We start from the raw sequence: 22,949 nt of genomic DNA, 5'->3' as shown, positions 1-22,949 counted from the left end.
TCGGACATCGCCAGAAGGAGTCCGTCGGCGGAGACCACCACCGTGTGGGACACCCCGGGGGTGTTGTCCACGAAGTTCGTGATCAACCAGTTCAGATTCTGCGCCGCCTGGCTCATCGGGCTCAACTAACGCTCCTGCTGGTAAGTCGGGCCTACGCCGCGATCGTGATTGCCGTCGAGACCGGTTCCGGCCCGACGGCCCTGCTGGATCCCCCGGCGGAGGTTGGTCAGCCTCCCGCGTACATCATCGGGCGCGCGAGACACCTGCGGTCCACTCTGGTCGGGCTGGGCCGGCTGGGCGGCGCCCTCCACGAGGTTCGCGCGGGGCACCCGGCGCGGCAACCCGGATGACGTGACCCCGCCCGCGGCGGGTTCACGGATCTGCTCGGCGCGGCGCCAGCGCTCGTCGTTGGCCGACGTACGCCAGGAACCGGTGCCGTTCAGACCACCGGGGCCGGCGGCGTTCGCGCCGTTGGCACCCTGCAGTCCGGTGAACTCACCGGTGCCCCGGGACGCCGGCTGCGGCTCGCGGCGAGGGGCGGGAGGAGCGGCCGGAGCGGGCGGCTCCGGCGCGACGGGCTCGGCGGGCCGCACCGGGCGGCTCGGCTGAGCGGGCTGCGACGGCGCCGCGGGGAACCGGGAGTCCGCACCGGAGGTGCCGGTGGGCTCGGCCTGCTCGCGGAACCAGTTCGACTCGATGGTGTCGAAGATCGGCGTACGGCCGTCGCCGGGACCGGCGGGCGGCAGCGCCTCCTCCTGTGCGGAGGTGCTCCGTCCGTCCTGGGGGAGCGGGAACTCTCCGGTGTCGCCGGGTCCCGCGGTGTTGACGTCCGGACGGGCGAACTCCCCGGTGTCGCCGGGGCCCTGTCCGAGTTCGGGGCGGGCGTACTCCCCGGTACTGCCCGGACCCTGGCCGAGATCCGGGCGGGCGTACTCGCCCGTGCTGCCCGGACCCTGGCCCAGTTCGGGGCGGGCGTACTCGCCCGTGCTGCCGGGGCCCTGGCCGAGCTCCGGGCGGGCGAACCGGCCGGTGTCGCCCGGGCCGCCCTGGCTGAAGTCGGGGCGCTCGAACTGGGCGGTGTCGCCCGGTCCCCGGCCCGTGTCCTGCGGTCCGCGGGCACCCGGCGCGTCGGGACGGCCCGGCATCGCGAACTCGCCGGTGTCGCCCGGACCGCGACGCGGCTCGAACATGTCGGGGCCGTCGCCCTGGTCGGGGCGCGCGAACTCCCCGGTGTCACCGGGCCCGCGGCTGCCGAACGGATCACGCCGCTGGGACGGCGCGCCGCCCAGGTCGGGCCGGGCGAACTGGCCGGTGGAGTCGGCCTCTTCATGGCCGCGCGGGGTGTCGCCGGCGTCCCGCGGAGCGGTCGGCCAGTCGTCGCCCCCCGCGGCGCGGCGGGCGCCCCAGCTGGTGCCCGGCTGGGTGGGGGCGGGCAGCTCGGGCGCGCGGTCGCGCGAGGGGAGCTGCGGACGGGCGCCCTGGTCGCCGGAGTCGGCGCGGGCCGGGGCACCGGTCGGCGGGGCGACGGTCGGGCCGTCCCCGCGCTGAGGCAGTGGCGGACGGCCGGACGCGGCGCCAGGACCGCCGGCTCCGCCGGGTCCGCCCTGACCGCGGGAGCCCGCGGGTGCGTTGCCGCGGGGGCCGGGAGGCCGTCCGCTGTCGAAGAGGCTGCCGCCGGACGGGGCGCCGCCCTGCGGGCCCGCCCCGGCGCCGACCGGCCGGGTCGGCAGTCCGCTGCTGGTGGTGCCACCGCCGCCGGGAGCTCCCGCACCACCGGTGCCGGGGAGCGCGGCGCGCGAGCCCGTGCCGGGCACCTGGCGCCGCGAGGGGGCGGAGCCCAGCAGCCCCGTCGAGCCGTTGCCCGGTCCGCCGGAGCCCGGAGCGCCCGGACCGGCCTTGCCGCCACCGGGCGTCTGGGCGCCCGGCTTGCGGCCGCCCTGGGCGACGTCGACCGGCAGCATGACCAGTGCCGTCGTACCGCCCGAGTCGGACGGCCGGAGCTGGATGCGGATGCCGTGCCGCAGGGACAGCCGGCCGACCACGAACAGGCCCATGCGGCGGGAGACCGACACATCGACCGTGGGCGGGCTGGCCAGCCGCTCGTTGATCGCGGCCAGGTCCTCGGGGGAGAGGCCGATACCGGTGTCGTGGATCTCGACCAGCACCCGCCCGTCGGGCAGGGCGTGACCGGTCACCTTGACCTTGGTCTGCGGCGAGGAGAACGAGGTGGCGTTCTCCAGCAGCTCGGCCAGCAGGTGGACGAGGTCGTTGACGACCCGCCCGGCGACCTCGGTCGCCGGGACCGAGCTGAGTTCGATGCGCTCGTACTGCTCCACCTCGGAGGCGGCGGCGCGGAGCACGTCCACCAGCGGGACCGGCCGGGTCCACCGGCGGCCCGGCTCCTCACCGGCGAGGACCAGCAGGTTCTCACCGTTACGCCGCATTCGGGTGGCCAGGTGGTCCAGCTTGAACAGCGAGGACAGCTGGTCCGGGTCGGCCTCGCGGCTCTCCAGCTCGGAGATGAGCGAGAGCTGGCGCTGGATGAGGCCCTGGCTGCGGCGCGAGAGGTTGGTGAACATCGCGTTGACGTTGCCCCGCAGCAGCGCCTGCTCGGCGGCGAGGCGGACCGCCTCACGGTGCACGTCGTCGAAGGCCGTGGCCACCTTGCCGATCTCGTCCCGGCTGTGCACGCCGACGGACTCCACGGAGGTGTCCACGTCCTGCGGGTCGGACTCCGAGAGCTGCTTGACCAGTTCGGGCAGCCGCTTCTGGGCGACTTCCTGCGCGGTGTCCTGGAGGCGGCGCAGCGAACGGACCATGGAGCGGGCGACGACGAAGGCGCCGACGAGGGAGACGCCGAGGACGAGCAGGATCAGCGCACCGTTGATGATCGCGTCCTGCTGGGCGTCCTGACGGAGCTCACGAGCCTTCTGCTGCATCTCGCTGAGCAGCGTCTCCTCGATCTTGTCCATCTCTTCGATCTTGATGCTGTCCTGGTCGTACCAGTCAAGATCGGTGCGCTTCTCGGCCTTCAGACCGTCGGGGTCGCGGACCGCGCGGTCCGCGTACATGGTCGCCGCCTTGATGTCCGGGCGGCTGTCCAGCGGTTCGAGGAGATCCTCGGAGTTGCCCTGGCGGATCTGCTTGAAGCGGCCGAGGGCCTCGTTCTCCTTGTCCACCGCGGTCTTGGCGAAGCGGCGGTCGTTGGCCGAGAACTCCGCGCCGTCCGGGTCGGCGAGCGCGGCGCTGATCAGCGCGCGCTGGATGGACGCGTATTCCTTCGCGGAGGAGAAGGTGGCCAGCGCGCGGGTGTTGTTGATCATCGCGCGGTTGCTGGTCGCCTGCGCCATGTCCTGGGAGAGCGACAGCAGAGAGTTGATCAGCTCGTTGTAGTTCTGGACCGTCAGCGAGTAGTACTGGCTGTTGTCGTACGCCGTGTCACGGATCTCGTTGATCTTGCCGAGCTGACGGCTGATGTCGACGAGCGTGGACTGCACACCGGCCATCGACTGGTCGCCGGGGTCGATGTCGTCGGTCGCGGTGCGGAACGCCGAGATGGCGCGGTCGGTGTCCTCACGGGTGGAGACGACCCGGTCGTCCTTGGCGTTGCCCCTGCCCGCCAGCGGCCCCGCCGACTTGTCGCGCTCCTCCTGGAGGGCACTCGCCAGCTGGGTGGCCTGCTGCGTCATCTCGGTGAGCAGCTTCATCTGGTCCAGCTGCTCGATGTTGTCGAGCGAGTCCTGGATCCGCAGGGCGCCCAGGGTGGTCGCGGCGACCACGGGGAGCGCGAGCAGGGAGACCAGACGGGTGCTGATGCGCCAGTTGCGCAGGGCCATGCGATTGCCGGGCCCGCTGGGGCTCTTGGGTTTGGGCTGCTCGGCGGCTTCGCCACCGCTGGGCTTGCCGGTCTGCTGCGCGCTCAGCGTGCCGGGCTCGGAGCCCTGCTCGGCCGGCAGCCTGCCGGTGCCCTGGGCGCGCTGGGGCGAGGAGCCGCGGTCGGTCCCGCCGCGCGGCTCCGGGTCCGCCGAAGCTTCCCCTCGGCCCTGGCGGGCCTGGGGAGACCCCATTCCATCCCTCTTGAAACGTCCCTGCACTAGCGTCGCAACCTCTGGACCAGGCGCTTCACCGAGCCACGATGAAGCGGTGTCGAGTCGTGGGGGACCGCGATCCCCCCTGTCGATCGTGAGTGACCGGCGCGCTTCCTTTCGCATCGACAAGAGGAACCCCCGCCGCTCGGCGCCTCTCTGCGCCCCGTGCGCGCCGGATGATTCCCACGGCGGTCCCGGGAATTCCAGCACAGTGCCGGATGCTGCAACAAGGGCAAGGGTTGAGGCTGTGACGCGCGTGACGCTGTGTATGGGTTTTATTACCGGACGTAGAAAGTCATGTCGGCGATAACGGACTTTTAGCAACGAGTCGAGCGCACGGATCCTGTGTCCGGCTAGCGATGATCAAGAGCGGAACGTCAGGTTCAGTGAGGCAATGTCCGTTTAGGGTGATTGAATCAACTGTCTCCAATGTGGCATTTGCCCGATGATTCGTGAGCAAAATCACATGCTGGCGCCGACTTTTTTCGCGATTCCGTGGGCAAAGCCGCCTCTAGCCTGACGCTTTACACGGACCGTCAAAACGACAACAGCGAGGCATGACCCCAGTGAAGACGACGATGATGTTCCGCACCATAGCCAACCCGCGGCGCACCACCCTGGCGCATCTGAACGACGCCGAGGAGCTGCGGACCGCGACCGAGGAGCAGCCGGAGCACTCCGTCGACCTGCCGGTCCAGACCGCCAACCCCCGGCGCACCGTGCTGACCGAGGCCCCGGCCCTGTAGGGACCGGACCCGGACCGTCCGGACGGCCGGCCCCGGGGAACACCACCGCCCCGGCCGATGACGCGGCGGCGCGCGGGACGCGGAGCGATAGCCTGGAGCGTCAGTCTCCAGCGAGTCCAGTTAAGGGGCAGCAGCTTCCCGTGCGCATCGCCAGGTTCTCCATCGACGGCAACGTCGCCTTCGGAGTGGTCGAGGGTGAGCCGTCCGGCCAGGACGGCCCGGTCGTCGACATCATCAAGGGCCACCCCTTCGCCGACTTCGAGCGCTCGGGGCAGAAGATCCCGCTGAGCAAGGTGCGGCTGCTGCCGCCCGTCCTGCCCAACAAGGTCGTGGCGATCGGCCGCAACTACCGTGAGCACGCCGCCGAGCTCGGCCACGAGGTCCCCGACGTCCCGGTCACCTTCTTCAAGCCGTCCACCTCGGTGACCGGCCCCGGTGACCCGGTGGTGTACCCCTCCTTCTCCTCCGAGGTGCACCACGAGGCCGAGCTGGCCGTGGTCATCGGCCGGATGTGCCGTGAGGTCCCGCGCGAGCGCGTCAAGGACGTCATCCTCGGCTACACCTGCGCCAACGACATCACCGCCCGGGATGTGCAGCGCAGCGAGGACCAGTGGGCGCGGGCCAAGGGCTTCGACACCTCCTGCCCGCTGGGCCCCTGGGTGGAGACCGATATCGACCTGACGCGTGCCGCGGATCTCGGCATCATGTGCACGGTCAACGGGGAGCAGCGCCAGCTGGGCCGTACGAGCGAGATGGTGCGCCCGATCGAGGACCTGATCGTGCACATCACCGAGGCCATGACGCTGCTCCCGGGCGACGTGGTGCTCACCGGCACCCCGGCGGGCGTGGGCCCGCTCTCCGTCGGCGACGAGGTCGCCGTCACCATCGAAGGCATCGGCACTCTCACCAACAAGGTGATCAAGCGTGGCTAGCGCAAGCTCCTCCGCCCCCGTGCGGGTTCGTTTCTGTCCCTCGCCGACCGGCAACCCCCATGTGGGCCTGGTCCGCACCGCTCTGTTCAACTGGGCCTTCGCCCGCCACCACGGCGGCACGATGGTCTTCCGCATCGAGGACACCGACGCGGCCCGCGACTCCGAGGAGTCGTACGAGCAGCTGCTGGAGGCGATGCGCTGGCTGGGCTTCGACTGGGACGAGGGCCCCGAGGTCGGCGGTCCGCACGCGCCCTACCGCCAGTCGCAGCGGATGGATCTCTACCGCGACGTCGCGGAGAAGCTGCTGGAGGCGGGGCACGCCTACCGCTGCTACTGCACCGCCGAGGAGCTGGAGGCGCGCCGCGAGACGGCCCGCAAGGAAGGGCGTCCCTCCGGTTACGACGGCGCCTGCCGCACCCTGACCGCGGAGCAGATCGCGGCGTACGAGGCGGAGGGGCGTTCCTCGATCGTCCGCTTCCGGATGCCCGATGAGCCGATCACCTTCACCGACCTGGTCCGCGGCGAGCTGACCTTCACGCCGGAGAACGTGACGGACTACGGCATCGTCCGGGCCAACGGCGCTCCGCTCTACACGCTCGTCAACCCCGTGGACGACGCGCTGATGGAGATCACCCACGTACTGCGCGGCGAGGACCTGCTGTCCTCCACCCCGCGCCAGATCGCGCTGTACCGCGCGCTGGCCGGGATCGGGGTGGGCGGCGGTCTGGTGCCCGCCTTCGGCCACCTCCCGTACGTCATGGGCGAGGGCAACAAGAAGCTCTCCAAGCGCGACCCGCAGTCGTCGCTGAACCTCTACCGGGAGCGCGGCTTCCTGCCCGAGGGGCTGCTCAACTACCTGTCCCTGCTGGGCTGGTCGCTCTCGGCCGACCGGGACGTCTTCTCGATCGACGAGATGGTCGCGGCGTTCGACATCGACGGAGTGAACGCCAACCCGGCCCGCTTCGACCTGAAGAAGGCCGAGGCGATCAACGCCGATCACATCCGGATGCTGGATGTGAAGGCGTTCATCGAGGCGTGCGGTCCCTGGCTGCGGGCCCCGCACGCGCCCTGGGCCCCCGAGCGGTTCGACACCGCGGCCTTCGAGGCGCTGGCGCCGCTGGCCCAGACCCGGCTGACGGTGCTGTCCGACATCACCGCCAACGTCGACTTCCTCTTCCTGGACGAGCCGGTGGCCGACGAGGCGTCCTGGGCGAAGGCGATGAAGCCGGGCGCGGACGCCCTGCTCACCACCGCGCGGGCCAAGCTGGCCGAGGCGGAGTGGGCGGCCGAGCCGCTCAAGGAGGCGGTCCTCGCGGCGGGTGAGGAGCACGGTCTGAAGCTGGGCAAGGCCCAGGCTCCGGTGCGGGTCGCGGTCACCGGCCGTACGGTCGGCCTGCCGCTGTTCGAATCGCTGGAGATCCTCGGACGTGAGCGCACGCTCGCCCGGATCGACGCGGCGCTGGCGAAGCTGGCGGTGTAGTGCCGCGGGGCGCCGGGTGCCCGGCACGCGGCGCCCCCGCACGGCGAATCCGTTTTGGTGGCCCGTCCACCATCGGGTAATGTTCTTCCTGCGCCGGACGGGCGGGCCGAGAGGCCGGGCCGGAGACGCAACCCAAACAAAACCCCTACAGGGGTAGCGTTTTGGTGGGGTATGGTGTAATTGGCAGCACGAGTGATTCTGGTTCACTTAGTCTAGGTTCGAGTCCTGGTACCCCAGCAAGAGATCTTCTCGGATTTCCGGAAATCTCTTGATCAAGCAGGACAAGCCCCCGTTGTGTAGCGGCCTAGCACGCTGCCCTCTCAAGGCAGTAGCGCCGGTTCGAATCCGGTCGGGGGTACGGATTCCTTCGGAAACGGAGGGGTCGCTAGGGCCCCCGTTGTGTAGCGGCCTAGCACGCCGCCCTCTCAAGGCGGTAGCGCCGGTTCGAATCCGGTCGGGGGTACTGGTCTATACCATGGGCTATGGTGTAATTGGCAGCACGAGTGATTCTGGTTCATTTAGTCTAGGTTCGAGTCCTGGTAGCCCAGCGCAGTACAGCTCGTGCTGATACAGGCCCCCGTTGTGTAGCGGCCTAGCACGCCGCCCTCTCAAGGCGGTAGCGCCGGTTCGAATCCGGTCGGGGGTACAGAGAAAAGGCCCTCCGCGTATGCGCGGAGGGCCTTTCGCTTTCCCGGTCCCGGGGCCGATGCCCCGGGGCGCGTCCCCTCAGCCGTCGAAGCGCCGGTGGGACTCCTCTGTCTCCGCCAGCCGTCGCAGGCTCAGCAGCACCGGCTCGTACAGCACGGTCAGGGCGACGACCGCCTCGATCCGCTCCTGCGGGGTGTAGGTCTCCACCAGATCCAGGTCCGCGACGGCCAGTTCGGCCGCGAGCCGGGCGTGCAGCTGCAAGTGGCCGGTCTCATGCGGATATCCGAGGCGGTCCAGGGTCGCGACGGCCGACACCAGCATCCGGTACGCGGGGGCGATGTCGCCCAGTTCCTGGCAGTGCCTCCACTCCAGCCGCTCCAGCAGGATGTCCACCTGCTCCCGGGCGGACGCCGTCACGGGGTCGCCCTCATCGGGCTCCGGGCCGTGCGGCAGCGCCCAGACCGCGGCCCCCATCCGGGTGTTCTCGCTGAGCGACTCGTCCTCGGCGGCCTCCAGCACCTGACGGGCGGTGGCCACCGGCATCCGGCCGACCTGGATCAGCGCCCGGACCAGCCGCAGTCTGCGCAGATGCTCCTCGCCGTACTCGGACTTGGTGGCGGTGATCCGTTCGCCCTGCGGCAGTAGCCCCTCGCGCAGGTAGTACTTGATCGTCGCGGTGGACACTCCGCTGCGTTCGCTGAGCTCCGCCAGTCGCATACCGGTTGCACCTTCCCTTGGAGAGTGGCACTATCTAACCCATGGATAGTGGCGCTATCCAATCGTACAGGGCGAGGAACGAGGGGGATCACCATGGGTGCCGAGCTGCTTGCGGGACGTATGACCGCCGAGGCTGAGGGGGACGTGACGCTCTTCCTGATCGGCATGCGCATCAACCGCTTCCGGGCGCTGCGCAGCTGGCTGCCGGTGTTCAAGGCGATGCCGAGGATGCTGCGCGAGCTGTCGAAGGACGAGGGGAGCGGGATGCTGGGCTACCAGCTGCTGTTCGGACCGCCGCGGGTGATCTACGTGGTCCAGTACTGGGCCTCGCACGAGCGGCTGCTGGAGTACTCCGTGGCCCAGGACAAGGAGCACCGGCCCGCCTGGGCGGCGTTCAACCGCCGGATACGGGAGGGCCGGGGCAAGGTCGGTTTCTGGCACGAGACCTATGTGGTCCCGGCCGGGGCCCATGAGTCGGTGTACATCAACATGCCGGAATTCGGGCTCGGAAAGGCCACCGGCGTGGTGCCGGTCGGCCGCCGCGGCGAGCGCGCCGCGGACCGTCTGTCACTCAAGGGCGCCTGAACACCGCGGGTCGGACTCCGCGCCGGGCGGGCACGGCCCCGGGGTGCCATCAGCGCTTCGCGCCCTGACGGGGCGGCCGGGCCCGGGCGCCCCCGGTCAGGGGTGGCCGCCTCGGCGGACGGCCCTGCTGGGTCACGCGGTGGCGTCGACCACGGCCCGGGCGTGTGTCCCACCCCGGGCCGGGCCGGCCGGGATGCGTGCGGACGCCCCCCGGGGGCGTCCGGCGGCCCGGTCGTGCGGTGGGGCCCGGGCCCGCGGGGGGCGGGCGGTCAGTTGCCCCGGCGGAGGGCCTCGCTGAGGCGCGCGGCGGCGTCGATGACGGCCTGGGCGTGCATCCGGCCCGGGTGGCGGGTCAGTCGCTCGATCGGTCCGGAGACCGATACGGCGGCGACCACGCGGTTGGACGGCCCGCGCACCGGGGCGGAGACCGACGCCACGCCCGGCTCGCGCTCGCCGATCGACTGGGCCCAGCCCCGCCGCCGCACGCCCGACAGGGCGGTGGCCGTGAAGCGGGCCCCCTGGAGCCCGCGGTGCAGCCGCTCCGGCTCCTCCCAGGCCATCAGTACCTGGGCGGCCGAGCCCGCCTTCATGGGCAGCGTGGAGCCGACCGGCACGGTGTCCCGTAGTCCGGACAGCCGCTCGGCCGCCGCCACACAGATCCGCATATCGCCCTGGCGCCGGTAGAGCTGCGCGCTCTCGCCCGTCACGTCCCGCAAGTGCGTGAGCACCGGGCCGGCCGTCGCGAGCAGCCGGTCCTCACCCGCCGCCGCGGCCAGCTCGGCCAGGCGCGGGCCCAGGATGAAACGGCCCTGCATGTCACGCGCCACCATCCGGTGGTGCTCAAGAGCCACCGCCAGCCGGTGTGCCGTGGGCCGCGCGAGGCCCGTCGCCCCGACCAGCCCGGCGAGGGTGGCCGGACCGGACTCCAGAGCGCTCAGAACCAGAGCCGCCTTGTCGAGAACGCCGACGCCGCTAGAGTTGTCCATGCAACGATACTCGCGTCTCACAGTGTGAAACGCAAGTTCAATTTTCCGGGAGACCCGCCACTCTGGAATGGCGGGCCCGCAGACCAGGGCACGCACTCGGCACGAGTTTGGGCCGTGCAGCGACGCCGGCCGGAGGGAAAGCGATGGGACGGACACTCGCGGAGAAGGTCTGGGACGACCACGTCGTCCGGCACGCCGAAGGCGAGCCCGACCTCCTCTTCATCGATCTGCACCTGCTGCACGAGGTGACCAGCCCGCAGGCGTTCGACGGCCTGCGCAAGGCCGGGCGCCCGGTCCGTCGTACCGATCTCACCATCGCCACCGAGGACCACAACACCCCGACCCTCGACATCGACAAGCCGATCGCCGACCCCGTCTCCCGTGCCCAGTTGGAGACGCTGCGCAAGAACTGCGCGGAGTTCGGCGTACGGCTGCACCCGCTCGGCGATGTCGAGCAGGGCGTCGTCCACGTGGTGGGACCGCAGCTGGGACTGACCCAGCCCGGCACCACCGTGGTGTGCGGTGACAGCCACACCTCCACCCATGGCGCGTTCGGCGCGCTCGCTTTCGGTATCGGCACCAGCCAGGTCGAGCATGTGCTCGCCACCCAGACGCTGCCGCTGGCCCCGTTCAAGACCATGGCGATCACGGTTGAGGGTGAGCTGCCGGAGAGCGTCACCGCCAAGGACCTGATCCTGGCGATCATCGCGAGGATCGGTACCGGCGGCGGCCAGGGCTATGTGATCGAGTACCGCGGCCCCGCCATCGAGAAACTCTCGATGGAGGCCCGGATGACCGTGTGCAACATGTCCATCGAGGCGGGTGCCCGCGCGGGCATGATCGCACCGGACGAGACCACGTTCCGCTACCTGGAGGGCCGTCCCCACGCCCCCCGGGACGCCGACTGGGACGAGGCCGTCGCGTACTGGCGCACCCTGCGCAGCGACGACGACGCCGTCTTCGACCGCGAGGTCGTCATCGACGCCTCCGAGCTCGCCCCGTTCGTCACCTGGGGCACCAACCCCGGTCAGGGCGCGCCCCTGTCGGCCTCGGTGCCCGACCCCGCCTCCTACGAGGACGCGAGCGAGAAGCTGGCCGCCGAGAAGGCGCTGGAGTACATGGGTCTGACGGCGGGTCAGCCGCTGCGGGACATCGCGGTCGACACCGTCTTCGTCGGCTCCTGCACCAACGGGAGGATCGAGGACCTGCGCTCCGCCGCCTCGATCCTCCAGGGCCGTTCGGTGGCCGACGGGGTGCGGATGCTGGTGGTCCCCGGCTCGGTGCGGGTCGCCCTCCAGGCCGTCGAGGAAGGGCTGGACAAGGTGTTCACCGCGGCCGGTGCCGAGTGGCGCCACGCGGGCTGCTCGATGTGCCTGGGCATGAACCCCGACCAGCTCGCGCCCGGTGAGCGCTCGGCGTCCACCTCCAACCGCAACTTCGAGGGCAGGCAGGGCAAGGGCGGCCGCACCCATCTGGTCTCACCACAGGTGGCCGCCGCCACCGCGGTACTGGGCCATCTGGCCTCGCCCGCCGATCTGTCCGACGTCGACGCAACCGTTCCCGTGGGGGCCTGAGCAGTCATGGAAGCATTCACCACGCACACCGGCCGGGCCGTACCGCTGCGCCGCAGCAACGTCGACACCGACCAGATCATTCCTGCGCACTGGCTCAAGAAGGTCACCCGCGACGGATTCGAGGACGGGCTGTTCGAGGCCTGGCGCAAGGACCCGGAGTTCGTGCTCAACCGCCCCGAGCACAAGGGCGGGACCGTCCTGGTGGCCGGTCCGGACTTCGGTACCGGCTCCTCCCGCGAGCACGCGGTGTGGGCGTTGCAGAACTACGGCTTCCAGGCCGTGATCTCGTCCCGCTTCGCCGACATCTTCCGTGGCAACTCCCTCAAGAACGGGCTGCTGACCGTGGTGCTGCCGCAGGAGACGGTGGACCGGCTGTGGCAGCTGGTGGAATCCGACCCGGCCGCGGAGGTCACCGTGGACCTCGTCGACCGCCAGGTGCGTGCCGAAGGCATCACGGCTGAATTTGAGCTTGACGAGAACGCCCGCTGGCGACTGCTGGAGGGTCTGGACGACATCAGTCTCACCCTCAGGGAGGAGGCCGACATCGCCGCGTACGAGGCGGGTCGTCCTTCCTTCAAGCCCCGCACGGTGCAGCTCTGACCCCCCGGTTCTCCCTGTACAGAGCAGGTTTGGCATGATGCGCCGCCGGTCCTCGGACCGGCGGCGCATCGGCATGTTGAGGCCCCGTGAAGCGACAACTCGCCTCAGATGGCACAATCAGTGCATGGAACGCGACGGCCAACTCGAGCTCTACGGTCTTGTCGCCGCCCGGCTCAAGGAAGCGCACACAAGGGTGCGCACACTGCAAGTCCCGGAGGGCGTACGGATGGCGCTGTCCCGGAAGCTGCTGGTCATCACGTCAGCGGCGAAACACGATCTCGCAGACGCGGCAAGGCGTCTGGAGCGGTTGATGAACGACCTCGACGAGGGGCGTTTCCCCGAAGATCCCGACTCCGACGGAAGTCCGTGACCGAGTGCGTTGCGGCACAAGGGTGATTAGCCCGTTTCGTGGTTGATTTGCGGTATATATCTGCCTAACGTGCGAAAAAGCCTGGACAGATTCGTTCTGGCAATGTCTCCGAAGGGGAAGACGTGAACAAGGCGCAGCTCGTAGAAGCGATTGCCGACAAGCTCGGCGGCCGGCAGAACGCCGCCGAGGCGGTCGACGCGGTCCTGGACGCCATCGTCCGCGCGGTCGTCGGCGGGGATCGAGTTTCGGTCACCGGATTCGGCTCGTTCGAGAAGGTGGAGCGTCCTGCCCGGTACGCCCGGAACCCGCAGACCGGTGAGCGGGTCCGGGTCAAGAAGACCTCTGTGCCCCGCTTCCGCGCGGGCCAGGGCTTCAAGGACCTGGTGAGCGGCTCGAAGAAGCTTCCGCGCGGTGGCGAGGTCGCCGTGAAGAAGGCTCCCAAGGGCAGCCTCCAGGTCGCCGCCAAGAAGGCGGCCGCCAAGAAGGCCACGGCGAAGAAGACCACGGCCAAGAAGACCACCGCGAAGAAGACGGCGGCGAAGAAGACCACCGCCAAGAAGACCACCGCGAAGAAGACCACGGCCAAGAAGACGGCGGCCAAGAAGACCACCGCCAAGAAGGCCACGGCGAAGAAGGCTCCCGCGCGCAAGACCGCCGCGCGTAAGACCGCCAAGAAGACCACCGCCAGGAAGCGCTAGTCAGCGGCGCACCGCCGTTACGTCACGCGCCGGGCCGGGCTCCCTCGGGGAGCCCGGCCCGCGGTGTTTCCCCGGGTGCGTGGTGTGTCCGGGGTGTTCAGAAGGTCTGGAGGGTCACGAAGACCACGCGGCGGTCGTCGCCCTCGCCCGCCACCTCGATCCGCACCCGCTGCCCCGGGCGCAGCATCCGCAGCCCCCCGGCGTCGAAGGCCGCCGCGTCGAAGGGGAGTGGGGTGCCGTCGTCGAGCAGCACGCTCCCGGCACGGGTCTCGGGGTCGTAGGTGTACGCGGTTCCCTGCATGACCGCCACCCTATGCGCCGCGGCCGGCCGGGGTTCGCCCCGCCCGCCGCCCCGGCACCGGGCCGGTCCGGCGCCTCGGGCCGACCGCCCCGGGACGTCTCGCCACCGGGTGGGACGCCACTGGGTGCACCGCCACCGGCGCGGCACGGGTGCCGCACCCGCCGTGCCCCGTCCGCCGGGTCAGCCCTGGTCGGCCGGGAGGGGGCTGCCGCCGCACGCCCGTTCCGGGGCGGCGGGCCGGGCTCCGGGGCCGGGAACGGGTCCCGGCGCGGGGCCGGACGCGGCCACCGGGCCCAGCCGCCGGGCGGTGTGCGGACCCACGCCCAGCGCCCGCGCGGCGCGCAGGTCCTCGCCGGTGTCCACGTCGCGGCGTACCGAGTCCACACCGGTCAGTTCGATCTCCCGGGCCCCCGACGCCCGGTGCCGGGTGCGGGAGGCGCCGCCGAAGGCCGGGGCGAGCGCGGTGCCCGGTGCCGCGGAGAGAAGGGTGGTGCCCACCCCCGCCGCATCCGCCAGAAAGGCGCGTGAGAGGCCGGAAGCGACCTCGAGCACCCTGTCGAGCTCGGCGGGCCGCAAGGCCGGGAGATCGGCGTTGAGTGCCGCTACGGCGGCTCCTGGGCGGTCCTCCCGGACCGCGCGCGCGGCGTGCGCGAGCGCCGCGTTCAGTCCGCTTCCCGGCGGGTCGGGCAGGATCCGGGCGCCCAGCGCCGACAGCTCGCTCCCGGCGAGCGGGTCGTCGGTGACCACGGTCACCCCCCGTACCAGCCCGGCCGACAGCGCCGCCGCCACGGTGTCCAGCGCGAACGCCAGCGCCAGTCCGGGCCGCAGCTCGTCCCCGGTGGCCTCGGACAGCCGGCTCTTGGCCCGGGCCAGGGGTTTCAGCGGCACCACCAGCGTCCACGCCACACGGGCTCCGTTTGTTCCCACGGGCCTCATTCTCACCCGCTGCCAGGCTCCGCCGGGACGGGCGGGGTTACGGTGTCCTCGACAGACCGGGTACCTGGAGCGACACTTGTGCGGCTGCCCGGACGGCAGCAAGCCAGCAGGTCAGCAGGGTCAAAGAGGAGGATGTTCCGAGTGTCCGGCCGCAGAATCGGCATCTGGTACCGCATGGCAGCGGTCTTGGTCAAACCGCCCATGGTGGTTCTGTTCAAGCGGGACTGGCACGGAATGGAGCACATTCCCGCCGACGGTGGATTCATCACCGCGATCAACCACAACTCGTATCTCGACCCGCTCTCCTACGCGCACTTCCAGTACAACACCGGACGGGTGCCGCGCTTCCTGGCCAAGGCCGCGCTCTTCAAGGGCAGCTTCGTCGGAACCTTCCTGCGCGGCACCGGCCAGATCCCGGTCTACCGCGAGTCCACCGACGCGGCCAACGCCTTCCGGGCCGCCGTGGACGCCATCAACAAGGGCGAGTGCGTGGCCTTCTATCCCGAGGGCACCCTCACCCGCGACCCCGCGATGTGGCCGATGCGGGGCAAGACCGGCGCGGCCCGGGTCGCCCTGCTGACCAAGGCGCCCGTCATCCCCGTCGCCCAGTGGGGCGCCAACGAGGCCGTGCCGCCGTACGCCAAGGAGAAGAAGGTCCGCCTCTTCCCGCGCAAGACCCTCAAGGTGCACGCCGGACCGCCGGTGGACCTGTCGGCGTACTACGGCCAGGAGCCCACCGCCGAGGTGCTGCGGGCCGCCACCGACACCATCATGGCCGCCATCACCGACCTCCTCGCCGAGGTGCGCGGGGAGGCCGCGCCCGTCCGCGCCGCCACGGACATCCCCGCCGCCCGCCCCCACTCCGCCGACCAGCCGCGCCCCGTGGCCGAAGAGGAGAGCAAGTGACGCGCTGCGCCGTCTTCGGCACCGGCTCCTGGGGCACCGCGTTCGCGATGGTGCTCGCCGACGCCGGATGCGAGGTGACGCTGTGGGGCCGCCGCGCCGGGCTGGTGGACGCGATCAACAGCGACCGCGTCAACCCCGACTATCTCCCCGGCACCGAGCTGCCGCGCGGGGTGCGGGCCACCACCGACCCGGCCGAGGCCGCCCGGGACGCGGAGTTCACCGTGCTCGCGGTGCCCTCCCAGACGCTGCGCGAGAACCTCGCCGGCTGGGCGCCGCTGCTGCCCGCCGACACCGTGCTGGTCTCCCTGATGAAGGGCGTCGAACTCGGCACCGCCAAGCGGATGAGCGAGGTGATCGAGGAGGTCGTCGGCAAGGCGTCCCCCGGCGCCGAGGTGGCCGGACGGGTGGCCGTGCTCACCGGCCCCAACCTGGCCCGGGAGATCGCCGCCCGGCAGCCCGCCGCGTCCGTCGTGGCCTGCCGCGACGAGGAGGTGGCCCGCCGCCTCCAGACCGCCTGCCACACCCCGTACTTCCGCCCGTACACCAACACCGACGTGGTCGGCTGTGAACTGGGCGGCGCCGTGAAGAACGTGATCGCGCTGGCCGTGGGTATCGCCGACGGCATGGGCCTGGGTGACAACGCCAAGGCATCGCTGATCACCCGCGGACTGGCCGAGACGACCCGGCTCGGACTCGCGATGGGCGCCGACGCCCACACCTTCGCGGGGCTCGCGGGCATGGGCGACCTGGTCGCGACCTGCTCCTCGCCGCTCTCCCGCAACCACACCTTCGGCACCAATCTGGGCCGCGGGATGACGCTGGAGGAGACCATCGCGGTCACCCGGCAGACCGCGGAGGGCGTCAAGTCGTGCGAGTCCGTGGCCGATCTCGCCCGGCGCCACGATGTCGACATGCCCATCACCGAGACCGTGGTCGGCATCGTGCACGACGGCAAACAGCCGCTCGTCGCACTCAAAGAGCTGATGTCGCGCAGCGCCAAGGCCGAGCGGCACTGACGGCGCCGGAACCGCAAGGTAACCTCAACGCGATATGAGCAGCCAGACCCCTTCCCCACGCCCTGTCCCGGCCTCCTCCGAAGGTGAGCCGCGGAAGCCGCGCGTCGCCGTCGTCTTCGGCGGGCGCAGCTCGGAACACGCCATCTCCGTGGTCACCGCGGGCGCCGTGCTGCGGGCGATCGACCGCGAGAAGTACGACGTGCTGCCGATCGGCATCACCTCGGACGGCCGTTGGGCCCTGACCGCCGACGAGCCCGAGCGGATGGCCATCGCCAACCGCGAGCTGCCGACCGTCGCGGGGCTCGCCGAGTCCGTGGAGGGCTCGGTCGTGCTCCCCGTCGACCCGGGCAACCGTGAGGTCGTCTACAGCGAGCCCGGATCGGTGCCCAAGGCCCTGGGCGACGTGGACGTGGTCTTCCCCATGCTGCACGGCCCCTACGGCGAGGACGGCACCCTCCAGGGGCTGCTGGAGCTGTCCGGGGTGCCCTACGTGGGCGCGGGTGTGCTCGCCTCGGCCGTCGGCATGGACAAGGAGTACATGAAGCGGGTGTTCGTCTCCTTCGGGCTGCCGGTCGGCCCGTACGAGGTGATCCGCCCCCGCGAATGGGAGAAGGACCCCGCTGCCGCCCGCCGCAGGATCGTGGACTTCGCCGGGGAGCACGGCTGGCCGCTCTTCGTGAAGCCCTCCCGGGCCGGTTCGTCCATCGGCATCACCAAGGTCGACGACGCCGCCGGGCTGGACGCCGCGATCGAGGAGGCACGGGCCCACGACCCCAAGGTCATCGTGGAGGCGCTGCTGCGCGGCCGCGAGATCGAATGCGGGGTGCTGGAGTTCGAGGACGGCCCGCGCGCCAGTGTGCCCGCCGAGATCCCGCCGGTCTCCGCCCATGACTTCTACGACTTCGAGGCCAAGTACATCGACTCCGCCGACGGCGTGGTGCCCGCACCGCTCACCGAGGAGGAGACCCGGCGGGTCCAGGAGCTCGCGGTGCGGGCGTTCGACGCGGTGTCCTGCGAGGGCCTGGTGCGCGCCGACTTCTTCCTGCTGGAGAACGGCGAGTTCGTGATCAACGAGGTGAACACCATGCCCGGGTTCACCCCGATCTCGATGTACCCGCGGATGTGGCAGGAGAGCGGGGTCGGCTACCCCGAGCTGGTCGACCGGCTGATCCAGGCCGCGCTGCGCCGCTCCACCGGACTGCGCTGAGGCGCTGGGCCGTGTCGTTCGGATCTTCGCGGACCCGCGAAGATCCGAACGACACGGTCTAGGCCACGCCCTCGGGCACGGTCTTCTTGACGGCGTCGGCGAGGTCGATCAGCGGATCGACCTCCGGCGCGTACTTCTCCGGCACCGTCACCTCGACGTACGCCCGGCGCAGTACCGTGGTGAAGCGATAGCCGTCGTCCTGCTCCTCGGGCAGCCACTCCACGCCGTTGACCCCGGCGGAGCGGGTCGAGGTGGCCGCGGCGGCCGGCCGGGAGACCCCGCAGCGCAGCTGTACGGCGGGGTCACCCCAGACGGCCGTGAAGTCCGAGACGGGATCGGCGGTGCCCCGCTTCAGCCCGTTCACGGTGCGGGGAAGCTCCTTGTGCAGTGCCCGGCAGAAGGCGGCGGCCTGCTTCGTCGGTTTGGGAACCGCCGGTGCCCCGGTGTCGTCGGAGTCGTTGGTGAACGAGCAGCCGGCCACCGAGCACAGGACCAGCGCCGCGGTGGCGACCAGCGGGACGGACCTTCGGGTGGAAGTACGGTGTGCGGAATTCACCGCTCGATGATACGGGGGACTACAGATGGACCACCGGGCAGGTGAGGGTGCGCGTGATGCCCTCCACTTGCTGGACTCTGGCGACGACCATGCGTCCCAGCTCGTCGACTGTGTCGGCCTGGGCCCGCACGATCACGTCGTACGGTCCGGTGACGTCCTCGGCCTGGATCACTCCCGAGAGCTTGGCGATGACGTCGGCCACGGTCGATGCCTTGCCGACCTCGGTCTGGATCAGGATGTACGCCTGTACCACGGAACCTCCAGGGCGCCTACGAGGATCATGTGGGGAGAAGGGACGCCACGGTACCGCGTCGCCAGGCGGCTCGGGGAGACCCGCGCTCGGTGCGCGCCGCGGCGGGCAATGAGCCATCGGTACGAAGGGGCAATGGGATGAAGGGCACCGTGGGCGAGTTGGGGGAGTTCGGGCTCATCAGGGAGCTCACCTCACGGCTCACCACCACCCCGGCGGTGAAGCTGGGGCCCGGTGACGACGCCGCGGTCGTGGCCGCACCCGACCGCAGGGTGGTGGCGAGCACCGATGTGCTGCTGGAGGGCAGCCACTTCCGCCGGGACTGGTCCACCGCGTACGACGTGGGCCGCAAGGCCGCGGCACAGAACCTGGCCGACATCGCGGCGATGGGCGCGGTGCCGACCGCCCTGCTGCTCGGGCTGGTGGTCCCCGCCGATCTGCCGGTGACCTGGCCGGCCGAGCTGATGGACGGCATCCGGGACGAATGCCAGGTGGCGGGCGCCGCGGTGGCCGGTGGCGATGTGGTGCGCGGGGACACCATCACGGTCGCGATCACCGCCCTGGGCGATCTGCGCAACCACGAGCCGGTCACCCGATCCGGTGCCCAGCCGGGCGATGTTGTCGCGGTCACCGGCTGGCTGGGCTGGTCGGCGGCCGGACACGCGGTGCTCTCCCGGGGGTTCCGCTCCCCGCGGGCCTTCGTCGAGGCGCACCGCCGTCCGGAACCGCCGTACCACGCGGGCCCCGCGGCCGCCGGGCTCGGCGCGACCGCCATGACCGACGTGAGCGACGGCCTGGTCGCCGATCTCGGACATATCGCGGAGGCCAGTGGCGTCCGGATCGACCTGCGCTCGGGGGACATCGACATCCCCTCGCAGATGTCGGACATCGGACAGGCGGTGGGCGTCGATCCGTTGCAGTGGGTGCTCAGCGGGGGAGAGGACCACGCGATCGTGGCCACCTTCCCGCCGGACGTGAAGCTGCCCGCCCGCTGGAAGGTGATCGGCGGGGTGCTCAACCCCTCGGCGCTGCCGCAGGTGACGGTGGACGGCGCTCCCTGGCTGCACGCGGGGTGGGACCACTTCGGTGACGACCAGGACGCCGAGTAGATTCGGGCGTATGCCGTTCTCCTCCCGTCCCCAGCCGCCCGCCCGTCCGCCGCGGATGGCGCGCACCACCGGGGCGCCCGCCCGGGTGCTCACCGTCGCAGGGTCCGACTCCGGCGGCGGGGCGGGCATCCAGGCCGATCTGAAGACGATGCTGGCCCTGGGCGCCCACGGGATGAGTGTGATCACCGCGGTGACCGCGCAGAACTCCCTGGGGGTACAGGGCGCCTGGGAGCTGCCCGCCGAGGCCGTCCGGGCCCAGTTCCGCAGTGTGGTGGACGACATCGGCGTCCAGGCGGTCAAGACCGGGATGCTGGCCACCGCCGGACTGGTCGAGACCGTCGCCGCGCTGTTGGCTGAACTGACCGTTCCGGTGGTGGTCGACCCGGTCGGGGTCTCCAAGCACGGTGATGCGCTGCTGGCCTCCGACGCGCTCGACGCGGTCCGTACCAAGCTGCTGCCGACCGCCACGGTGGCCACGCCCAACCTGGACGAGGTGGCCCAGCTCACCGGTGTCCAGGTGGAGTCGGAGAACGATCTGCGGCGAGCGGCGGAGGCGGTGCTGGCGTTCGGGCCGCGCTGGGCGCTGATCAAGGGCGGTCATCTGGCGGGCGACGCGGTGGATCTGCTCACCGACGGCAGCGAGGAGCACTGGCTGCGGGCGCCGCGCTACGACAACCGCCATACGCACGGCACGGGCTGCACCCTCGCCTCGGCCGTGGCGACCTATCTCGCGGGCGGCGAGGACGTCCCGCGCGCCGTCACGGCCGCCAAGCAGTACGTCACCGGCGCCATCGCGGCGGGATTCCCCCTGGGCGGCGGTATCGGCCCGGTCGACCACGGCTGGCTGTGAACCGGGCCGTGAACCGGGACGGGGAAGCGCCCTCAGACCGCCGGAAGGCCGTCTGAGGGCATGCGAAAAGGCCGGTCCACGTCATCGGTGGACCGGCCTGAGCACCGGTATCCCGCGTGAGCGGGGAGGCCGTGCGCCTAGCGCGAGACCTTGCCGGCCTTGATGCACGAGGTGCAGACGTTGAGCCGCTTCGGGGTACGACCGACCACAGCGCGCACCGTCTGGATGTTGGGGTTCCAACGACGGCGGGTGCGGCGGTGCGAGTGCGAGATGTTGTTGCCGAAGCCCGGCCCCTTGCCGCAGACGTCGCAGTTGGCAGCCACGGGTTACTCCAAAGACGGGTCAGCCTCGCTTCTCGCGAGGAGACAGACACTTACGGGAACCCCGGACGTTGCCAAGATCCTGGGGGACCGGCGGCGCCTGGGGGAATGGCCCGATTCTCATCGGGCAACCGGAGCAGCATACAACGGCCACTCCCGTACAACGAAACTATCATGGCTGCCCCGGCACCCGCCGAGGGCGGCGACTACCCTGCGATGATCCGATGACGGACCCCGCCCCAGCCCTCCCGAGGAGGACGTACGTGCCGCACACGCTCGACGCCGATGCGGTACGGACCTGGTGCGGGCTGGCACTGGACGCACTGGGCCGGGCCCGCGAGGAGATCGACGCGATCAACGTCTACCCGGTCGCGGACGGGGACACCGGCACCAATCTCTACCTGACCGTCGAATCCGCCGCGCGGGCCGTGGACGCCGCCTTCGACGGCCACGCCGCCTCGGCCGCCGCCTCCCGCCCCACCCTCGCCGATGTGGTGCGCGCCATGGCCCATGGCGCGCTGATCGGCGCCCGGGGCAACTCCGGGACCATCCTGGCGCAGCTGCTGCGCGGGATGGCCGATGTGCTGGCCGACGACCGCCCCGGCGAGGGGGACCGGGGCGGGAGGACCGACGAGGCCGACGGGCTGCGCCGGGCTCTGCGGCGCGCGGTCGAGCTGGCCTACCTGGCCGTCGCGCACCCCGTCGAGGGCACCGTGCTGACCGTCGCGGTGGCCGCCGCCGAGGGCGCGGAACGGGCCACCGGCGATGTGGGCACGGTGGCGCGGGCCGCGTACGAGGGGGCGCGCGCCGCGCTTCAGGCCACCCCCGGACAACTCGACGCGCTCGCCCGCGCGGGCGTCGTGGACGCGGGCGGCTACGGCCTGGTGACCGTGCTCGGCGGACTGGCCGAGACCCTGTCGGGCGAGGCCCCCGCGGCCCCCGCCGCCCCGGGACGGCCCCGCACCGCCGAGCGCGCGTCCGCCACGCCACCGCGGCCCCCGGGACTTCCGGACGCCGGGGACTGCGCCGCAGAGGCGTCCTCCTCCGACGGACCCGGCTATGAGGTGATCTATCTGCTGGAGGCGGACGACGCCGCCGTGGCCCGGCTGCGCGAGCGGCTGGACACCCTCGGTGACTCCCTGGTGGTCGTCGGCGGCGACGGTCTGTGGAACGTCCACATCCATGTGGACGACGCGGGCGCGGCCGTGGAGGCGGGTATCCAGGCCGGACGGCCGTACCGGATCCGCATCACCCACTTCGGCGCCACCGGACACCCGGACCGGCTGAGTGCGGACACCGCCGGGCGGCGCCCGGAGGAACCGCGCGACCAGGAGCCACCGGGCACCCCGCTCGCGGCCCGCGCGGTGGTCGCCGTCGTCCCCGGCGACGGGCTGGCCGCCCTGTGCGCGAGTGCCGGGGCCACCGTGGTCACCGCCCGCCCCGGGGAGCCGCCCCCCAGCGGTGAGCTGGCCGAGGCCGTCCGGCGGGCGCACGCCCGCGAGGTCGTCCTGCTGCCCAACGACGCCGGACTGCGCCACCCCGCCGCGGCCGCCGCGGCCCAGGCCCGGACCGAGGGCGTACGGGTCGCCGTCATCCCCACCCGCTCCGCGGTCCAGGGCATCGCCGCGCTCGCCGTGCACGAGCCCGCGCGCAGCTTCGACGAGGACGTCGTCGCCATGACCTCGGCCGCGGGCGCCACCCGCTACGCCGAACTGGCCGTCGCCGAGCGCCAGTCCTGGACGATGGCCGGGGTGTGCCAGGCCGGGGACGTCCTCGGGCTGATCGACGGCGATGTGGCGGTGATCGGGGCCGGACTGGCGGACACCGCGGAGACCGTGCTGGACCGGATGCTGGCCGCGGGCGGCGAGATGGTGACGCTGGTGCTGGGCGAGGATCTGCCGGACGACCTCGCCGAGCGGCTGGAACGCCATGTGCGTGATGTGCACTTCGCCGTCGACACGGTCGTCTACCGGGGCGGCCAGCCCTCCGTGCCGCTGATCATAGGCATCGAATGACCCCGTGGGACGGTGCCGTGTCCCCTCGCCTGGCGCCGTCTGTCGGTGCGGTGGTGTGC

22 protein-coding genes, 5 tRNA genes and 1 pseudogene are annotated in these 22,949 nt (G+C 71.5%); 19 read left to right on the top strand and 9 right to left on the bottom strand.

Annotation, left to right across the window (positions count from 1 at the left end; all coding sequences use genetic code 11):
* Positions 1–116: roadblock/LC7 domain-containing protein (locus AC07FT_RS26690; RefSeq protein ID WP_302888475.1), on the bottom strand; the 116-nt coding region annotated here is incomplete at its 3' end.
* Between the two features lie 9 nt (positions 117–125).
* A complete protein-coding gene (locus AC07FT_RS26685; protein WP_479178370.1) occupies positions 126–4,067 on the bottom strand; it encodes a sensor histidine kinase in 3,942 nt (1,313 codons plus the stop codon).
* A 587-nt stretch (positions 4,068–4,654) separates the two neighbouring features.
* Between AC07FT_RS26685 and AC07FT_RS26680 the strand changes: the two genes are divergently transcribed.
* The 8 genes from AC07FT_RS26680 to AC07FT_RS26645 all read left to right on the top strand — a co-directional run bounded on the left by AC07FT_RS26680 (position 4,655) and on the right by AC07FT_RS26645 (position 7,892).
* Positions 4,655–4,834 carry a hypothetical protein gene (locus AC07FT_RS26680; protein WP_479178374.1) on the top strand — a complete coding sequence of 60 codons (180 nt, stop codon included), beginning with the start codon at positions 4,655–4,657 and terminating at the stop codon, positions 4,832–4,834.
* Positions 4,835–4,974: 140 nt separating this feature from the next.
* Positions 4,975–5,766, top strand: a complete 792-nt coding sequence (locus AC07FT_RS26675) for a fumarylacetoacetate hydrolase family protein (protein ID WP_471201949.1) — start codon at positions 4,975–4,977, stop codon at positions 5,764–5,766.
* Positions 5,759–7,246 carry a glutamate--tRNA ligase gene (gltX, locus tag AC07FT_RS26670; protein WP_479178369.1) on the top strand — a complete coding sequence of 496 codons (1,488 nt, stop codon included), beginning with the start codon at positions 5,759–5,761 and terminating at the stop codon, positions 7,244–7,246. Before AC07FT_RS26675 ends, gltX begins: the two co-directional genes overlap by 8 nt.
* Before the next feature lie 165 nt (positions 7,247–7,411).
* Positions 7,412–7,483, top strand: a tRNA-Gln gene (locus tag AC07FT_RS26665).
* 48 nt (positions 7,484–7,531) lie between these two features.
* Positions 7,532–7,604: transfer RNA gene (locus AC07FT_RS26660), tRNA-Glu, on the top strand.
* 32 nt (positions 7,605–7,636) lie between these two features.
* Positions 7,637–7,709, top strand: a tRNA-Glu gene (locus tag AC07FT_RS26655).
* A 13-nt stretch (positions 7,710–7,722) separates the two neighbouring features.
* Positions 7,723–7,794, top strand: a tRNA-Gln gene (locus tag AC07FT_RS26650).
* Between the two features lie 25 nt (positions 7,795–7,819).
* Positions 7,820–7,892: transfer RNA gene (locus tag AC07FT_RS26645), tRNA-Glu, on the top strand.
* 80 nt (positions 7,893–7,972) lie between these two features.
* Here AC07FT_RS26645 and AC07FT_RS26640 read toward each other — a convergent pair.
* Entirely contained in the window at positions 7,973–8,611 is a 639-nt protein-coding gene (locus AC07FT_RS26640) for a MerR family transcriptional regulator (RefSeq protein WP_479178368.1), read from the bottom strand.
* A 93-nt stretch (positions 8,612–8,704) separates the two neighbouring features.
* Here AC07FT_RS26640 and AC07FT_RS26635 point away from each other — a divergent pair, with 93 nt between their 5' ends.
* Complete coding sequence (locus AC07FT_RS26635) at positions 8,705–9,196, top strand: DUF4188 domain-containing protein (protein WP_471201954.1); 492 nt, start codon at positions 8,705–8,707, stop codon at positions 9,194–9,196.
* Between the two features lie 269 nt (positions 9,197–9,465).
* Here AC07FT_RS26635 and ndgR read toward each other — a convergent pair whose 3' ends face one another.
* Positions 9,466–10,182, bottom strand: coding sequence for an IclR family transcriptional regulator NdgR (gene ndgR, locus AC07FT_RS26630; protein ID WP_254745241.1), 717 nt, complete (start codon positions 10,180–10,182; stop codon positions 9,466–9,468).
* 143 nt (positions 10,183–10,325) lie between these two features.
* Here ndgR and leuC point away from each other — a divergent pair, with 143 nt between their 5' ends.
* From leuC to AC07FT_RS26610, 4 genes are all read left to right on the top strand, one after another.
* A complete protein-coding gene (gene leuC / locus AC07FT_RS26625; protein ID WP_254745239.1) occupies positions 10,326–11,756 on the top strand; it encodes a 3-isopropylmalate dehydratase large subunit in 1,431 nt (476 codons plus the stop codon).
* Positions 11,757–11,762: 6 nt separating this feature from the next.
* Positions 11,763–12,356, top strand: a complete 594-nt coding sequence (leuD, locus tag AC07FT_RS26620; RefSeq protein ID WP_471201956.1) for a 3-isopropylmalate dehydratase small subunit — start codon at positions 11,763–11,765, stop codon at positions 12,354–12,356.
* A 124-nt stretch (positions 12,357–12,480) separates the two neighbouring features.
* Positions 12,481–12,726 (top strand): SCO5555 family protein, encoded by a 246-nt coding sequence (locus AC07FT_RS26615; protein ID WP_176180444.1) that lies wholly within the window; start codon positions 12,481–12,483, stop codon positions 12,724–12,726.
* Positions 12,727–12,848: 122 nt separating this feature from the next.
* Positions 12,849–13,424: an HU family DNA-binding protein gene (locus AC07FT_RS26610; RefSeq protein WP_431777022.1), complete on the top strand. Its 576-nt coding sequence runs from the start codon at positions 12,849–12,851 to the stop codon at positions 13,422–13,424.
* A 97-nt stretch (positions 13,425–13,521) separates the two neighbouring features.
* Here the strand turns inward: AC07FT_RS26610 and AC07FT_RS26605 are convergent, their stop codons facing one another.
* Both AC07FT_RS26605 and cofC read right to left on the bottom strand, forming a co-directional pair.
* Positions 13,522–13,725: a hypothetical protein gene (locus AC07FT_RS26605; protein WP_254745233.1), complete on the bottom strand. Its 204-nt coding sequence runs from the start codon at positions 13,723–13,725 to the stop codon at positions 13,522–13,524.
* Between the two features lie 180 nt (positions 13,726–13,905).
* Complete coding sequence (gene cofC / locus AC07FT_RS26600; protein WP_479178367.1) at positions 13,906–14,631, bottom strand: 2-phospho-L-lactate guanylyltransferase; 726 nt, start codon at positions 14,629–14,631, stop codon at positions 13,906–13,908.
* A gap of 171 nt (positions 14,632–14,802) precedes the next feature.
* Between cofC and AC07FT_RS26595 the strand changes: the two genes are divergently transcribed.
* The 3 genes from AC07FT_RS26595 to AC07FT_RS26585 are packed head-to-tail and all read left to right on the top strand — an operon-like array spanning position 14,803 to position 17,790.
* Positions 14,803–15,567 (top strand): lysophospholipid acyltransferase family protein, encoded by a 765-nt coding sequence (locus AC07FT_RS26595; RefSeq protein WP_471201964.1) that lies wholly within the window; start codon positions 14,803–14,805, stop codon positions 15,565–15,567.
* Entirely contained in the window at positions 15,564–16,583 is a 1,020-nt protein-coding gene (locus AC07FT_RS26590) for an NAD(P)H-dependent glycerol-3-phosphate dehydrogenase (protein WP_254745227.1), read from the top strand. The genes AC07FT_RS26595 and AC07FT_RS26590 overlap by 4 nt, the downstream gene beginning before the upstream one ends.
* A 34-nt stretch (positions 16,584–16,617) precedes the next feature.
* Positions 16,618–17,790, top strand: coding sequence for a D-alanine--D-alanine ligase family protein (locus AC07FT_RS26585; protein WP_254745225.1), 1,173 nt, complete (start codon positions 16,618–16,620; stop codon positions 17,788–17,790).
* A 58-nt stretch (positions 17,791–17,848) separates the two neighbouring features.
* Here the strand turns inward: AC07FT_RS26585 and AC07FT_RS26580 are convergent, their stop codons facing one another.
* Complete coding sequence (locus AC07FT_RS26580) at positions 17,849–18,346, bottom strand: DUF3515 domain-containing protein (RefSeq protein ID WP_471201967.1); 498 nt, start codon at positions 18,344–18,346, stop codon at positions 17,849–17,851.
* A 19-nt stretch (positions 18,347–18,365) separates the two neighbouring features.
* Entirely contained in the window at positions 18,366–18,599 is a 234-nt protein-coding gene (locus AC07FT_RS26575; protein ID WP_254745221.1) for an Lrp/AsnC ligand binding domain-containing protein, read from the bottom strand.
* A 137-nt stretch (positions 18,600–18,736) separates the two neighbouring features.
* Between AC07FT_RS26575 and AC07FT_RS26570 the strand changes: the two genes are divergently transcribed.
* Positions 18,737–19,705, top strand: a complete 969-nt coding sequence (locus AC07FT_RS26570) for a thiamine-phosphate kinase (RefSeq protein WP_254745219.1) — start codon at positions 18,737–18,739, stop codon at positions 19,703–19,705.
* A 10-nt stretch (positions 19,706–19,715) separates the two neighbouring features.
* Entirely contained in the window at positions 19,716–20,555 is an 840-nt protein-coding gene (gene thiD / locus AC07FT_RS26565; protein ID WP_479178366.1) for a bifunctional hydroxymethylpyrimidine kinase/phosphomethylpyrimidine kinase, read from the top strand.
* Between the two features lie 212 nt (positions 20,556–20,767).
* Here thiD and rpmB read toward each other — a convergent pair.
* Positions 20,768–20,878, bottom strand: a pseudogene (gene rpmB / locus AC07FT_RS26560) (50S ribosomal protein L28); the annotation flags it as partial.
* A gap of 221 nt (positions 20,879–21,099) precedes the next feature.
* On the opposite strand from rpmB, the gene AC07FT_RS26555 reads away from it, so the two are divergent.
* Positions 21,100–22,890, top strand: a complete 1,791-nt coding sequence (locus AC07FT_RS26555; RefSeq protein WP_479178365.1) for a DAK2 domain-containing protein — start codon at positions 21,100–21,102, stop codon at positions 22,888–22,890.
* Positions 22,891–22,949 lie beyond the last annotated feature (59 nt).

This window comes from Streptomyces sp. NPDC045899, assembly GCF_056431485.1.
This window is presented reverse-complemented; position numbering and strand designations above follow the sequence as displayed.

What these genes read in the sequence shown, in the direction of transcription:
- AC07FT_RS26635 (WP_471201954.1), top strand. Translation starts at nt 8,705, where the DNA reads ATGGGTGCCGAGCTGCTTGCGGGACGTATGACCGCCGAGGCTGAGGGG.
- AC07FT_RS26615 (WP_176180444.1), top strand. Translation starts at nt 12,481, where the DNA reads ATGGAACGCGACGGCCAACTCGAGCTCTACGGTCTTGTCGCCGCCCGG.
- AC07FT_RS26555 (WP_479178365.1), top strand. Translation starts at nt 21,100, where the DNA reads ATGACGGACCCCGCCCCAGCCCTCCCGAGGAGGACGTACGTGCCGCAC.
- AC07FT_RS26685 (WP_479178370.1), bottom strand. Translation starts at nt 4,067, where the DNA reads ATGGGGTCTCCCCAGGCCCGCCAGGGCCGAGGGGAAGCTTCGGCGGAC.
- thiD (WP_479178366.1), top strand. Translation starts at nt 19,716, where the DNA reads ATGCCGTTCTCCTCCCGTCCCCAGCCGCCCGCCCGTCCGCCGCGGATG.
- ndgR (WP_254745241.1), bottom strand. Translation starts at nt 10,182, where the DNA reads ATGGACAACTCTAGCGGCGTCGGCGTTCTCGACAAGGCGGCTCTGGTT.
- leuD (WP_471201956.1), top strand. Translation starts at nt 11,763, where the DNA reads ATGGAAGCATTCACCACGCACACCGGCCGGGCCGTACCGCTGCGCCGC.
- AC07FT_RS26570 (WP_254745219.1), top strand. Translation starts at nt 18,737, where the DNA reads ATGAAGGGCACCGTGGGCGAGTTGGGGGAGTTCGGGCTCATCAGGGAG.
- leuC (WP_254745239.1), top strand. Translation starts at nt 10,326, where the DNA reads ATGGGACGGACACTCGCGGAGAAGGTCTGGGACGACCACGTCGTCCGG.
- AC07FT_RS26605 (WP_254745233.1), bottom strand. Translation starts at nt 13,725, where the DNA reads ATGCAGGGAACCGCGTACACCTACGACCCCGAGACCCGTGCCGGGAGC.
- AC07FT_RS26640 (WP_479178368.1), bottom strand. Translation starts at nt 8,611, where the DNA reads ATGCGACTGGCGGAGCTCAGCGAACGCAGCGGAGTGTCCACCGCGACG.
- AC07FT_RS26585 (WP_254745225.1), top strand. Translation starts at nt 16,618, where the DNA reads ATGAGCAGCCAGACCCCTTCCCCACGCCCTGTCCCGGCCTCCTCCGAA.